Consider the following 13,135-nt stretch of genomic DNA (forward strand, 5'->3'; position numbering starts at 1 on the left):
ATTTATGTACGCCTTTTGATGCGGCGTTAATTATTTATGTGTGACAACAGGTGTACAGGTTGGCGCGCTTAGCGTCGGTGCGGATCCTAAAATCCCCGGCATCATCATTGATGAACAATCGAAAATACGCCCTTTTTCTGTCGTGGCGCGATAAGACAGTTTATGTCCTCCCAGTGCGTCCGGCTGGGCGCCATTAACGTTGGTCACGGTTATTTCATCCGATGAGCCCAGTCCCAGCATTTTAGCGGTCTCCGCTTGCAGGAGTGGAATAGCCTGATCGGTTTTCAACGTGGAACAACCGGCTAGCATCAACGTAACGGTTAAAACGATTAGTGGTTTTTTCATAAATTATCCTTGATATCCAACCAGTTAATTTCACTGATTGTATTTATGTTTTCTTTTACCCAAATCAGCGAATAATATATTTCTCTTTCCTAATCGAAAAAACCCTCCTAAAGTAGGGTGGGTAGATAATAATTCATCTGTACTCTAAGATATGCGAAGGTAAAAGGAGGCTCCTTTGGGACAGAATTATGCGTTAGTCGTTGATGACCATCCATTGGTAGCAAGCGGCATCGCCAATTTTCTGATTACACATTGCCAGTTTAAACAGGCGTGTGTGGTGACGAATGAGGATGATTGCTACCGCCAAATTAGGGATCATGGCCCGCCACGTTTGCTGGTAATCGATTTTTGGCTCTCTTCCGGAACGGCCCTGAAATTACTCAAAGAAGTAAAACAACTTTACCCACAGGTACGACTCCTGGTGGTCAGCGGGGATGACAATAATGACATCTGGCGCAAAGTAAATGCCGCCGGGGGACACGGTTTTGTATTGAAAAGCGAGCCACCTGAGATGTTCTCGCGGGCCGTTTTCGCACTCACTGATAATCAGACCTGGTTTCCTGAGGGAAACGAAATTTCCGTTAAGGCAAATAATGAGAAGTTAAGTAAATTTAACTTAACGCCGCGACAAATAGACGTATTAAATATGATTATGCGCGGCCTGCCAAATAAACGAATCGCCGCACAGCTTTCAATTTCTGAGCCCACGGTCAAAGAACACATCAGCAATATATTGAAAAAGATAGGTGTTAACAGCCGGGTCGAAGCCATCACGCTTCTGCACGGCAAGCAGGAACCGTCGGAATGAGGTTTTTCCAGAGCTTACAAAACGAAGGTATCTCTGCTCCGGCGCAGATCCGTTTGCTAAACAACACCTTTCTGCGGCTGGTATTTAGCTTTAGTGCTGTGCCCTTTGTGGGTATTCCTTTCGCCATCTGGATTTATATGCTTGGGGACGACCTCGGCCCAACGATTATTTGGATAATTATTTATCTGCTATGTGCCGTGGCGATACGACTATTGCACCGACGCTATCAGCGTGAAGCGAAAGAAAACGGTGATAGGGACGTCCTGCGACGCTGGCTTCCGCGTATTAATAATATCGCCTTTATTCACGGGCTGGGCATTTCTTCGCTCTATTTAATTACTCCACAGACGCAGAATTTTGACTTTTTCCTGTTACTTAATATCAGCATCGCCGCTATCGTCGCCGCCAATGCGACGCATCTGACGCCGGTCATCAGCACCTTTACGCGCTTTTTCTTCGCCTCCTGGGGGGTGCTGAACCTCGGTATTATCTGGCGGCTGGATGAGTTGATGTTCATCGTGCTCATGCTGAATCTGCTTTACGGCTTCGCAATTTACCGCCATGCGTTAACTTCCCATGCGTTCTTTATTCAGCAGGCACTGCTTGAGGAAAAAAGCTCACGCCTGGCGGAACAGTTTCGTCAGGCCAAAGAGGACGCGGAGCAGGCACTGCTGGATAAAAATCAGTTTCTGACCACCGCCAGCCACGATCTGCGCCAGCCCGTACACGCTATGGGCTTTCTGATCGAAGCCATCCTTCACCGAAACCGGGACGACAGCCTGACGCCACAGCTTCTTGACCTGCAGCAGAGCGTTCGCTCGGTACATTTAATGCTCAACTCTCTGCTCGATCTCAGCAAAATAGAATCCGGGAATGTCCTCTCTGTCCCGACCAAAGTGGATATCGGTGCTCTGCTCGACTCGGTCATCACGCTGTTTCGCGAAGAGGCCAACAGCCGCGCGCTTAGGCTGTGCATCCGGCGGCCTAAACGCCGTATCTACGTGATGGGCGATTCGCTGCTGGTGCGACAGTCCCTGATTAACCTGATTCAAAACGCCCTTCGTTACACGCTCCAGGGCGGGGTGCTGGTCGCCATCCGACCGCGCGGTGACGAGTGTATGGTGGAGGTGTGGGACACGGGAGTCGGTATCGCCGATGAAGAGAAGGGCAAAATCTTCTCACCTTACTACCGCCCCGAGCTGGCATGGAAGATCGACAGCGCCGGACACGGGCTGGGACTGGCCGTAGTGGCCCGCTGTGCCAAGCTGATGAAGGTGAAATACGGGATGCAATCCATTGAAGGTAAAGGCTCACGCTTCTGGATGCGCTTTACCCAATACGTTGGTGAAGACATTGCGCCGGATATCCCGCCCGCCGCTGACAACACCGCCACGCCGGTACGCTATGCGCCCCTGCACGGTTCCTGCCTGGTCGTCGATGACGACCCGCTGGTGACGTCTGCCTGGGAGAGCCTGATGAACATCTGGGGAATCGACGTACGCTGTGCGGCCTCGGCTGAAGAAGCGTTTGCCATAATCGACGACGGCTTTACGCCGTTCGCCGTGCTGTGCGACCAGCGTCTGCGATCCGGCGAAAGCGGCTTCGATATCCTGAAAGCGCTTTTTGACCGTCTGCCGGATATGAGCGGCGCGATAGTCAGTGGCGAATTTAATTCACCGGTTCTGCTGGAGGCGGAGCAGGAGGGGTATCTGGTGCTCCGCAAGCCTCTCGAGCCAGCTAATCTGTATGCGCTGCTGACGCAGTGGTCGGGGTGTCGTGGATACGGGAATAGATAATAGCAGCATTGCGCTTCACTGTAGGGCCAGATAGTACGCGGTGTCCTGCTGTGATGCCAATGTGTCGGTATGGTTGAGCCGCTGAGGGAGGATTTCGCGGGCCTGATTAATGATTTCATCGTGCATGATTCAGCCTCCTGTGGTGATCTGCATGTTGCTTCTACCGGGCAGGGCGGGAGATGTTGGAAACGGCCCCGAAGGAGTCATTAGAGTTGCTACCAGCGAAGTTCCGCAGTGGGCAATAATGTCAGTTTTCGAGCGTATACTCTAAGATATCTTCAACTCGTTGATATATATAAATTTGACGAATATCGTCAGGTAGCGATTTATCCGCAAAATTAAGTTAAACTTCGTCACAGGTTTCAGTGAGTTATGGGACGGATAATAGAATGACCAGCGAAGAGGCACTTTTAAAATCAGGTTTTAGCAAACGAGATCTTCAAAAGTTAAAAAACAATATTGAAAATTACGGTGGTTCGTTTGATAGCGTAACTCATGATCTGGCCAATCGTTTTAAGGCTATGAAGTGGATAACTATTATTGCCTTCATCATACTGGCTTTAACTCTTTTACTTGCATCCAAGGATACAAGCCTGACACTTGCGCTCACATTATTGATTGTACTACCTTTCATCTGGTATATAACGCCAGCAAAACTTGGCTACAAATCCTGGCGTTATCGTAAAATGCTGACTAATTCTGGGACGGGTCGCTGACGGACAACAGATCAAAAATAATCTTAGCTTTCACGCCATAACCCGCTATTTTCATTGTAAGCTGCGGGCGGCTCAGTGTGCTCACCTTTCGGTAATAGTCAGCAGGGAGATAACGAAACAGTCGCCAGGTACCAGGTCGCCGTAACAAGCCAAAAATGGTGTACGCATTAGCGGCCAGTGAAATTGATTTGTAGACACCTAACCCATTCTCACGACTAAAGCCCATAAACTCAGCTGTAGACATCGCGGCATTCGCGACCAGCCCTTCACTGGTAGTGTTGTTAGTTGCGTAGCGAGCCACTTCTTTACTGATGCTGTTTGTCCCGTCAGTAACCAGAATCGCACCAGCAAGAACCCCGAGAGGGGTCATAGTGCCTATGAGGGTAAATCCTGCGGCTATTTCAGCACCGGCCAGGACAACACTAACAGCCGAGATCACATACCCAACAATTTTGTTATTCTCTCGGATAAACTCGACTTTAGCGTAAAGCTTCGCTGCCTTCGTTCTTAATAAACGCGCTTGTTCCAGCAGGTTACTGTTTTCTTCTCTGAGAATTTTAACGCATTCCATGCATTCTTCATCTGATTTAGCCCGACGAGCTAACGTAAACTGATGTTCTATGAGGTCCCGAATTTCCTGAACAAACTTCATTCGAGTCAAACTATCGCTGAGATGAAAAGCCGACAGGTTTTATTTCTTCCATCTGAGCGCATCATGTTAAGTAATGCTGCATCCATTGTAGTTCCTCTCAATTGCTTTACCGGCCTCTGCTTAGACTGATAAATGCCCCCATGACAGCCATGCGTGCCAACGCACACACAATATAGTAGCAATGTGGTTACGGTGTCTGAAGTAGAAGTCGCTTTTTACAGCTTCGTTCCTCGGCCTACTTTACTGCGGTTAGCCAGGGCCTGTTCCAGCAGTGTACGGAACGCCGAAAGGTCACTTTTCAGGATGTCCCGGATGGATTTACCACCGATGAATCTAATAAAACAGTTAGCCGATGGGGGTAATCACGGATACGTGATGCCGCTCTGTCGGGCTCTGTCCAATTGATATGTGCATTTGTAATGCTCAAATAGATCGGTGAAGGTCAGGTTTTTCTGCTTCTGTGTGGCGGTAAAGGCGGTAAACAACGCCAGTTGTACCACCGGGAAGCGGGGCCTGAGGAGAGATAAGGGCGGTAACTACTGTTCAAACAACGAGTTGCTGACTCAGAAAGCAAAAACCCCCGCCGAAGCGAGGGTTATAAATAAGTGGTGCCCGGACTCGGAATCGAACCAAGGACACGGGGATTTTCAATCCCCTGCTCTACCGACTGAGCTATCCGGGCAACGGGGCGCATTAAACCCGATCCTCCCTCCGGCGTCAACGAAATTTGTTGCTTTCGGTGCAGACTGCACACTCTCTCACCATTTCGTCGCAAACTTAAGCGAAAAAGTGCGTCCAGAGCGCGGATAGCGGCATCGCGAGCAGCAGGGCAGGGAGCATGTTCACCACTGCAAACATCTTGATGCCACAGATGCGCAGCCCTGTCGCCAGCAGCAGCAGGCCGCCGACGGCGGTAAAGTCCGCCATCATCGCAGGCGTCGTCAGCGGCAGGATCAGCGTGGCGCAGGTGGCCAGCGCCAGCTGAATAAGCAGCATCGGTACACAAATCGCCGCCACGGCGATGCCGAGGGTGGTGGCAAAGATGGTGGCAGTAAAGAAATCCAGAAACGCTTTCGCAATCAATATGCTGGGATCGCCGGTCATCCCTTCCTGCATCGAACCGAATATCCCCGTGCCGCTGGCGCAGAACAGAATAATGATCGCAACGTAGTTCTGAATAAACGACTCGTGCGTGCCGTGCTTTGCCTTGCCCGGTCGGGCAATCAGATTTTTGGCTTTACCTACCGCGTGATTAATGCCTTTTTCCAGATAGCAAAACTCGCCGATCAGCGCGCCGAGCAGTGTCGCCAGTACCATCACCGGCAGGTTGGCGCATTTCACCACTAAAAGGATACCAATCCCTAACGACGCCAGGCCAAAAATGGAGGGCATGGAGACGCGAATACGCTCCGGCAACCGCTGACTTAATACTGCCCCAAGTACACCGCCCAGCAATACGGCTCCCGCATTGATAAAGGGTCCAATCACCACGTTTAACTCCTGTTATTTAAGCACTGGCATTGCATGATTATGGCACGTCCGTCCCTGATTATGCTTAGCTTTGGGAGGCGTAACGCATACTGATTCCTTCTTGCACCTGAAAATAAAAGGTGACATGATTGCGCGAATTTTCTCCTTCCTGTCTCACCGTTCGGTGAGGGTATTTGCGCTTATGAAAACCATGAAAATTGCCGTCAGCCGTGAGCTGGTATCCAAAGTTTCTACGCATCGCGAAAAGGTTATGCTGGATAACACCGATTTCACCGATGTGGCGGCAGTCGTCATTACGGTTGTTGAAAGCTACAGCGGCATTCTTGCGTTGCTGAAGCGTACGGGCTTTCAGCTACCAGTATTTATGTTCTCAACAGAGCCAGGAGAGGTGCCAGAGGGTGTCACGGCGATCATCTCGGGTAAAGCACAGGAATTGCTGGAACTGGAATCTGCCGCCTGCCGGTATGAAGAGAACCTGCTGCCACCCTTTTTTGACACCCTGAGCCAGTATGTGGCGATGGGAAACAGCACCTTTGCCTGTCCGGGTCACCAGCACGGCGCCTTTTTTAAAAAACATCCCGCCGGTCGGCAGTTTTACGACTTCTTCGGTGAAAACGTGTTTCGTGCCGATATGTGCAATGCCGACGTGAAGCTCGGTGATTTGCTGATCCACGAAGGTTCTGCCAAGCACGCGCAAAAGTTCGCGGCGAAAGTGTTCAACGCGGATAAAACCTACTTCGTGCTGAACGGCACGTCGGCGGCCAATAAAGTGGTGACCAATGCGCTTCTGACCCGTGGCGATCTGGTGCTGTTCGATCGTAACAACCATAAGTCCAACCATCATGGGGCGCTGATCCAGGCCGGGGCAACGCCTGTCTATCTTGAGGCAGCCCGTAATCCGTTTGGTTTTATCGGCGGGATCGATGAACACTGCTTTGATGAGGCCTGGCTGCGGGAACTGATCCGTGACGTCGCGCCGCAGAAAGCCGCCGAGGCGCGCCCGTTCCGTCTGGCGATCATTCAGCTCGGCACCTACGACGGCACGATCTACAACGCCCGTCAGGTGATCGACAAGATCGGTCACCTTTGCGACTACATTCTCTTTGACTCCGCCTGGGTCGGCTACGAGCAATTTATCCCGATGATGGTGGAAACGTCTCCGCTTCTGCTGGAACTTAACGAGAACGATCCGGGAATTTTCGTGACCCAGTCGGTCCACAAACAGCAGGCCGGGTTCTCGCAAACCTCACAGATCCATAAAAAGGATAACCATATTCGCGGTCAGTCGCGCTTCTGCCCGCACAAGCGGCTGAACAATGCGTTCATGCTGCATGCCTCCACCAGCCCGTTTTACCCGCTGTTTGCGGCGCTGGACGTGAACGCCAAGATCCACGAGGGTGAGAGCGGACGCAGGTTGTGGGCTGAATGCGTCGAGCTGGGCATTGAAGCGCGCAAGGCCATCATCGCCAACTGCAATATGATCAAACCCTTTATCCCACCGGTGGTGGCGGGGCGGCCATGGCAGGATCACCCCACGCAGGCTATCGCCAGCGAGCGTCGCTTCTTTAGTTTTGAACCGGGTGCAAAATGGCACGGTTTTGAAGGCTATGCCCGCGAGCAGTATTTCGTCGATCCGTGCAAGCTGCTGCTGACCACGCCGGGCATTGATGCTGAAACAGGGCACTATACCGATTTCGGCATTCCGGCGACCATTCTCGCCCACTACCTGCGCGAAAACGGCATTGTGCCGGAGAAGTGCGATCTCAACTCCATCCTGTTCCTGCTGACGCCAGCCGAGAGCGCGGAGAAGCTAATGCAGCTGGTGGCGATGCTGGGGCAGTTTGAACAGCATATTGAAGACGATACGCCGCTCGTGGATGTGCTGCCGACCATCTATCAGAAATACCCGGTGCGTTACCGCGACTATACGATCCGTCAGCTGTGCCAGGAGATGCACGATCTCTACGTCAGCTTTAACGTGAAGGATTTACAGAAGGCGATGTTCCGCCAGGAGAGCCTGCCTGCCGTGGTGATGAACCCGCAGGATGCCAACCAGGAGTACATTCGCGGGAATGTCGAACTGGTGCGTATTCGTGACGCCGAAGGACGCATTGCCGCCGAAGGTGCGCTGCCATACCCGCCGGGCGTGCTGTGCGTGGTACCGGGGGAAGTCTGGGGTGGAGCAGTACAGCGCTACTTCCTGGCGCTGGAAGAGGGCATTAATATGCTGCCGGGTTTCTCGCCAGAGTTGCAGGGCGTTTACAGCGAGAAGGATGCCGACGGGATCAAGCGACTGTATGGGTACGTGTTAAAGTAGGGCCCCTCACCCTAACCCTCTCCCCAAAGGGGAGAGGGATTGCACGGAGCCGTCTTTTCACCCTCGCCCCTTTGGGGAGAGGGCCGGGGTGAGGGGAGTTAAGTCGCACTACGCCGGTACATCCTTCTCGGATGCCCAATCTTCCCGTACAGCATCTCCACCGTCAGAAAACCCACCTCCACGCAGTGTTCCAGATAGCGCCGGGTGGTGGTTTTACTCAGTCCCGTCTCGCTCACCACCTCATCCACCGTAAAGCAGTGCGCCGCCTTGTTGTTAAACAGCGTTTGCACCCGCGCCAGCGTGTTCTCCTCTATCCCTTTGCTGCCGTTGTCCAGTCGATAATTTTTCGCCTGTAGCTGATAGAGTGAATCCACGTTCTGCTGGTCGACAATCTTCCAGACGCGCTGCTGTTCGGCAAACTGCACAAAACGTTCCAGCGACTGGCTCAGGCGTTTCCAGGAAACTGGCTTGAGGATGTAGTCGAACGCGCCGTTACGAATGGCCTGGCTACAGGTGTCCATATCGCTGGCGGCGGTGATGAAAATCACCGAGCAGTTGGCGCGGGTGAGCATCGGGTTGCTGATAAGGGTGATGCCTTTGCCGTCCGGCAGATAGTTATCCAGCAGCATCAGCTTCGGCTGTTTGCTCTCCAGTTGTACCTGCGCGTCGGCCAGTGACGCGGCAATCCCCACCAGCCTCAGGCGCGGATGTTTACCGATAAGCTCCGCGTGCAGTTGCGCCAGTTCGTTCTCGTCTTCAACAATCAGTACGTCGATAAGTTCATGTTGCATAGTCGGTATCTTCCAGTTCCTGTACGGGGTGCCGGACCGTTCCCGTGGCGGGAATAAACAGTGAGAAAATGGCACCGCGTGGGGTGTTATCGGCAACTTCAATTGCACCGCCAGCCTGCGTGACGTAGCTTTCAATCAGATACAGGCCAATACCGTGATCGCCGCGCGTTTTGGTAGTGATGCCGCGCTCAAAGATCCGGTCGCGGATCTCCGGTGTGATGCCGACGCCCTGGTCGGCGACTTCAATAATCAGTTCCTGCTCGTTCAACTTTATTAGCACGTCTACCGGGGCATGCGGGAGCGGGGCGCGCTGGGTCGCTTCGATGGCGTTATCCAGCAAGTTCCCGATGATCGAGACTAGTTCCGATTCGAGCAGCGGCAGGAAGGGTTTGTCCACCCGGCAGGCCGGATCGAAGCTCAGCTCAACGCCTTTTTCACGCGCGCGGGCGGCCTTTCCAAGCAGCAAACCGCACAGCGTCGGGGAGCTAAAGCGGGACGAGATAAAGTCCAGCAGCTCCTGAGCGTGTTCCGACTGCGCCTGTATGTAGCGGATCGCCTCGTCATAACGGCCCATATGCAGCAGGCCGGACAGCGTGGTCATGCGGTTCAGCTGTTCATGGCGCATGATGCGCAGGTTATCAACATAGCGCTTCACCTGGCTGAGCTGGGCGCTGAGCGAGTCGATCTCGTTGCGATCGCGAAAGGTGATCACCCAGCCCTGCAACGCATCTTCCAGCATGATCCGCACCCGGCTGGCAATGACCGTGAGATCGTTAAAGCGACAGATCTCATCGTGGGTGTCTTTCGCAAGCATGGTTTGCGCGTTAAAGAACGGGACGGGCGCGATCACCTGGCTGATGAGTTGACCCCGCAGTTCGCGGGCGGGCTGGCGTAAGCCTAATAATTTACGCGCCGCCTGGTTAATCACCTCAATGCGGAGATCGTCGTCGATGGCAATCACCCCTTCATAAATGGATTCCATCATCGCCTTTTGCTGACGCACCAGCAGGCCGATTTCGCGCGGCTCCAGAGAGAATATCTGCTTCTTGATGCTGCGGGTGAAGAACCAGGAGAAAATAAACAGGGCGATAAGCAGCAGCACGGCGGCAATCAGGATATTAACCACCTTGCTGACGGTGATGGTGTCCAGATAGCTTGTGAGATAGCCTACCGAAACAATCCCCACCACCTGCCCGGCATCATTAAAAATGGGCGCTTTGCTGCGCAGCGAAATGCCTAACCCGCCCTTGCGGATGGTGATGGTGCTTTTGCCGTGTAATACCTCGTCGTTGTCTCCGCCAACCAGCGTTTTGCCTACCCGGTCGGCAAACACGGAATGGAAAAGATGCAGCCCTTTATTGTCACCAATCACAATAAAACTGGCGTCGCTGCGGGCGGCTATTTTCTGCATAAAGTCATGGATGCCCTGGATATCCTTTTGTTCGACTTCTTTTCGCAGAGAAGGAATAAGCGCAATTTCTTCGGCCTGTATTTTTGCGCGCGCGCTCATTTCCTGATAAAGCTGCCTGCCGACATCGACATAATAATATCCGCCCAGTAATGCGAACAGCACTGAGAAAAAGGCGACCAGCGAAATAAACAGCTTGATCTGAAACGATACTTTCATAACTATCACGCGAGATATCAACAGGTCGGCTGAATATATCATCTTTTAAGGCCAGGATGCCCGCTTTGCCGAAAACTTGTGATCCCTTGCACAGCGCAGCCTGTAAAAGATTTTTCCGAAAGTCTCATCCTCTTAAGGTTAAATGAATAAATGTTATTTCTTTGTTCAGTTAAGAAAAGAAACCATAAAAACCACGGTAATAAATAAGGCATAAATCACATTAAATAAAAGAAACCATTAAAACCATAGCGGCCATTAAAACTTCGCTTTTAATATGCCATTCCTCACATAAAGTAAGCCTTTGTGACTCTAAGCTGGACGCACAAAATAACTAAGGGGCTTATTATGAGCACAACTGACGATTCATTCTCTGTTACCCACGACCCGATTGATATTCAGCGGCCATCGCTCAAAGAGCGCTGGTGGCATATTATGGATACCTGGAAAATCGGCATTATTCCTCTGCCACTGTTCGTTCTGGCGGGCGCGCTGATTGCGATAGATTGCCTGGGCGGAAAACTGCCGAGCGACATCGTGGTCATGGTGGCCACGCTGGCCTTCTTCGGCTTTGCCTGCGGTGAGTTCGGCAAACGCCTGCCGATTGTCGGCAAGCTCGGCGCGGCGGCAATTTGCGCCACCTTTATCCCTTCCGCGTTGGTCTATTACGGCCTGCTGCCGGACGTGGTGGTTGAGTCCACGACCAAATTCTATAAATCCACCAATATTCTCTACCTCTATATCTGCTGCATTATTGTCGGCAGCATCATGAGCATGAACCGCACCGTGCTGATCCAGGGCTTCCTGCGCATCTTCTTCCCGATGCTGTGCGGTGAAATCGTCGGCATGATTGTCGGCATGGGCGTTGGACTGGCGCTGGGCCTTGAGCCGTTCCAGATCTTCTTCTTTATCATTCTGCCGATCATGGCGGGCGGCGTCGGGGAAGGGGCGATCCCGCTCTCTATCGGCTATGCCACCCTGCTGCACATGGATCAGGGCGTGGCGCTCGGCCGCGTGCTGCCGATGGTAATGCTCGGCGGCCTGACGGCGATCATCATCTCCGGTTGCCTCAACCAGCTCGGGAAACGCTACCCGCACCTGACCGGTGAAGGCCAGCTGATGCCTAACCGCGCCAACGCCGATGCCACCGTCTCTCAACCCGCGTTCTCCGGCAAAGCGGATGTGACCACCATCGCCTCCGGCGCGCTGCTGGCGGTGCTGCTGTACATGCTGGGCATGCTCGGCCACAAGCTGATTGGTCTGCCAGCGCCGGTCGGTATGCTGTTTATGGCGGTGCTGGTGAAGCTCTGCAATGGCGCCTCTCCGCGTCTGCTGGAGGGTTCTCAGGTGGTGTACAAATTCTTCCAGACCTCCGTGACCTACCCGATTCTCTTCGCCGTTGGCGTGGCGATTACCCCATGGCATGAACTGGTGGCGGCGTTCACCGTCAGCAACCTGCTGGTGATTATCAGCACCGTTTCCGCGCTGGTGGCAACCGGATTCTTCGTTGGCAAAAAGATTGGTATGCACCCGATTGATGTCGCCATCGTCTCCTGCTGTCAGAGCGGGCAGGGCGGTACCGGTGACGTGGCGATCCTGACCGCAGGCAACCGCATGAGCCTGATGCCATTCGCCCAGATTGCTACCCGTATCGGCGGGGCGATTAACGTCTCTGTCTCACTGCTGATTCTGGGCAACTTCCTCGTTTAAGTTTTCAGGAAAGAACAATGAAACTCGCAAGCTTTTTATACCAGGGTAAACGCAGCTACGGCATCGTTCAGGCCGAGGGCGTGATTGATTTAGGCCGCCGCCTGGGCGACCGCTATGGCGACCTTAAAGCGCTGTTGCAGGGGAACGGGCTGGCGCAGGCCACCCGTTTTCTGAACGACGCGGTGGATGTACCGCTGAACGCCATCACCTTCTTACCGGTGATTGTCCAGCCGGAAAAAATTCTCTGCGTGGGCATGAACTATGCCGACAAGCGCAAGGAGTTTGATCAGCATAACCCGGCCCCGACCCTGTTTGTCCGCTTCCCGGATTCACAGACCGGCCACAACGAGCCGGTGCTGAAGCCGCGCCACTCCAGCGAGTTCGACTACGAAGGCGAGCTGGCGGTGATCATCGGCAAAGGCGGGGAGAACATCAGCCGCGACGACGCCCTGCGCCACGTGGCGGGCTACAGCTGCTACATGGACGGCTCCGCCCGCGACTGGCAGCACACCTGGTTCACCGCCGGGAAAAACTGGCGGCAGACCGGGGCGTTCGGCCCGTGGATGGCGACGGCGGATGAGATCCCGGACCCGCACAGCCTGGCGATCCGCACCTGGCTGAACGGCCGCATGGTGCAGGAGGACAACACCAGCAGCATGATCCACAAGGTGGCGGAGTTGATCGAGTACATCAGCACCTTCACCCGTCTCAGCCCGGGCGACGTGATCATCACCGGCTCGCCTGGCGGGGTGGGTAAAAAGCGCAACCCGCCACTGTTTATGAAGGAGGGGGATCGCATTGAGGTGGAGATCGAACATATCGGTCATCTGAGCAACGTGATCGTGGAAGCGCCAGCCGTCGGGCTCGCGGCAGCGCACTGAGTAA

At 53.5% G+C, this 13,135-nt stretch carries 11 protein-coding genes and 1 tRNA gene; 6 read left to right on the forward strand and 6 right to left on the reverse strand.

Annotated elements, in window-relative coordinates; translation table 11 throughout:
- Nucleotides 1-30: 30 nt before the first annotated feature.
- Entirely contained in the window at nucleotides 31-345 is a 315-nt protein-coding gene (locus ACNQ0T_RS04190) for a lipoprotein (protein ID WP_417929654.1), read from the reverse strand.
- Nucleotides 346-520: 175 nt separating this feature from the next.
- Here ACNQ0T_RS04190 and ACNQ0T_RS04195 point away from each other — a divergent pair, with 175 nt between their 5' ends.
- The 3 genes from ACNQ0T_RS04195 to ACNQ0T_RS04205 all read left to right on the forward strand — a co-directional run bounded on the left by ACNQ0T_RS04195 (nucleotide 521) and on the right by ACNQ0T_RS04205 (nucleotide 3,665).
- On the forward strand, nucleotides 521-1,153 hold the full coding sequence (locus tag ACNQ0T_RS04195) for a response regulator transcription factor (protein ID WP_003862456.1): 633 nt from the start codon (nucleotides 521-523) through the stop codon (nucleotides 1,151-1,153).
- Nucleotides 1,150-2,949 carry an ATP-binding protein gene (locus ACNQ0T_RS04200; protein ID WP_275062100.1) on the forward strand — a complete coding sequence of 600 codons (1,800 nt, stop codon included), beginning with the start codon at nucleotides 1,150-1,152 and terminating at the stop codon, nucleotides 2,947-2,949. Before ACNQ0T_RS04195 ends, ACNQ0T_RS04200 begins: the two co-directional genes overlap by 4 nt.
- Nucleotides 2,950-3,338: 389 nt before the next feature.
- Nucleotides 3,339-3,665, forward strand: coding sequence for a hypothetical protein (locus tag ACNQ0T_RS04205; protein WP_023298582.1), 327 nt, complete (start codon nucleotides 3,339-3,341; stop codon nucleotides 3,663-3,665).
- Here the strand turns inward: ACNQ0T_RS04205 and ACNQ0T_RS04210 are convergent.
- From ACNQ0T_RS04210 to ACNQ0T_RS04220, 3 genes are all read right to left on the reverse strand, one after another.
- Complete coding sequence (locus ACNQ0T_RS04210; RefSeq protein WP_417929655.1) at nucleotides 3,643-4,236, reverse strand: DUF4225 domain-containing protein; 594 nt, start codon at nucleotides 4,234-4,236, stop codon at nucleotides 3,643-3,645. The two genes, ACNQ0T_RS04205 and ACNQ0T_RS04210, sit on opposite strands and share 23 nt — an antisense overlap.
- A gap of 687 nt (nucleotides 4,237-4,923) precedes the next feature.
- Nucleotides 4,924-4,999 (reverse strand) — tRNA-Phe (locus ACNQ0T_RS04215).
- Nucleotides 5,000-5,094: 95 nt separating this feature from the next.
- Entirely contained in the window at nucleotides 5,095-5,808 is a 714-nt protein-coding gene (locus ACNQ0T_RS04220) for a DUF554 domain-containing protein (RefSeq protein WP_003862452.1), read from the reverse strand.
- Between the two features lie 181 nt (nucleotides 5,809-5,989).
- Between ACNQ0T_RS04220 and ACNQ0T_RS04225 the strand changes: the two genes are divergently transcribed.
- Nucleotides 5,990-8,125 (forward strand): ornithine decarboxylase, encoded by a 2,136-nt coding sequence (locus ACNQ0T_RS04225; protein ID WP_023298579.1) that lies wholly within the window; start codon nucleotides 5,990-5,992, stop codon nucleotides 8,123-8,125.
- Between the two features lie 98 nt (nucleotides 8,126-8,223).
- Here ACNQ0T_RS04225 and ACNQ0T_RS04230 read toward each other — a convergent pair whose 3' ends face one another.
- On the reverse strand, nucleotides 8,224-8,916 hold the full coding sequence (locus ACNQ0T_RS04230) for a response regulator (protein ID WP_022649373.1): 693 nt from the start codon (nucleotides 8,914-8,916) through the stop codon (nucleotides 8,224-8,226).
- Nucleotides 8,906-10,543 carry an ATP-binding protein gene (locus tag ACNQ0T_RS04235; protein WP_022649372.1) on the reverse strand — a complete coding sequence of 546 codons (1,638 nt, stop codon included), beginning with the start codon at nucleotides 10,541-10,543 and terminating at the stop codon, nucleotides 8,906-8,908. Before ACNQ0T_RS04235 ends, ACNQ0T_RS04230 begins: the two co-directional genes overlap by 11 nt.
- A 345-nt stretch (nucleotides 10,544-10,888) precedes the next feature.
- Between ACNQ0T_RS04235 and ACNQ0T_RS04240 the strand changes: the two genes are divergently transcribed.
- Both ACNQ0T_RS04240 and ACNQ0T_RS04245 read left to right on the forward strand, forming a co-directional pair.
- The gene (locus tag ACNQ0T_RS04240) at nucleotides 10,889-12,250 is read left to right on the forward strand and encodes a 2-hydroxycarboxylate transporter family protein (RefSeq protein WP_022649371.1); all 1,362 of its coding nucleotides are present in this window, start codon (nucleotides 10,889-10,891) and stop codon (nucleotides 12,248-12,250) included.
- 17 nt (nucleotides 12,251-12,267) lie between these two features.
- Nucleotides 12,268-13,131 carry a fumarylacetoacetate hydrolase family protein gene (locus ACNQ0T_RS04245; protein WP_015571851.1) on the forward strand — a complete coding sequence of 288 codons (864 nt, stop codon included), beginning with the start codon at nucleotides 12,268-12,270 and terminating at the stop codon, nucleotides 13,129-13,131.
- Nucleotides 13,132-13,135 lie beyond the last annotated feature (4 nt).

This window comes from Enterobacter cloacae complex sp.6700776, assembly GCF_048284255.1.
Lineage (GTDB): Bacteria > Pseudomonadota > Gammaproteobacteria > Enterobacterales > Enterobacteriaceae > Enterobacter > Enterobacter intestinihominis.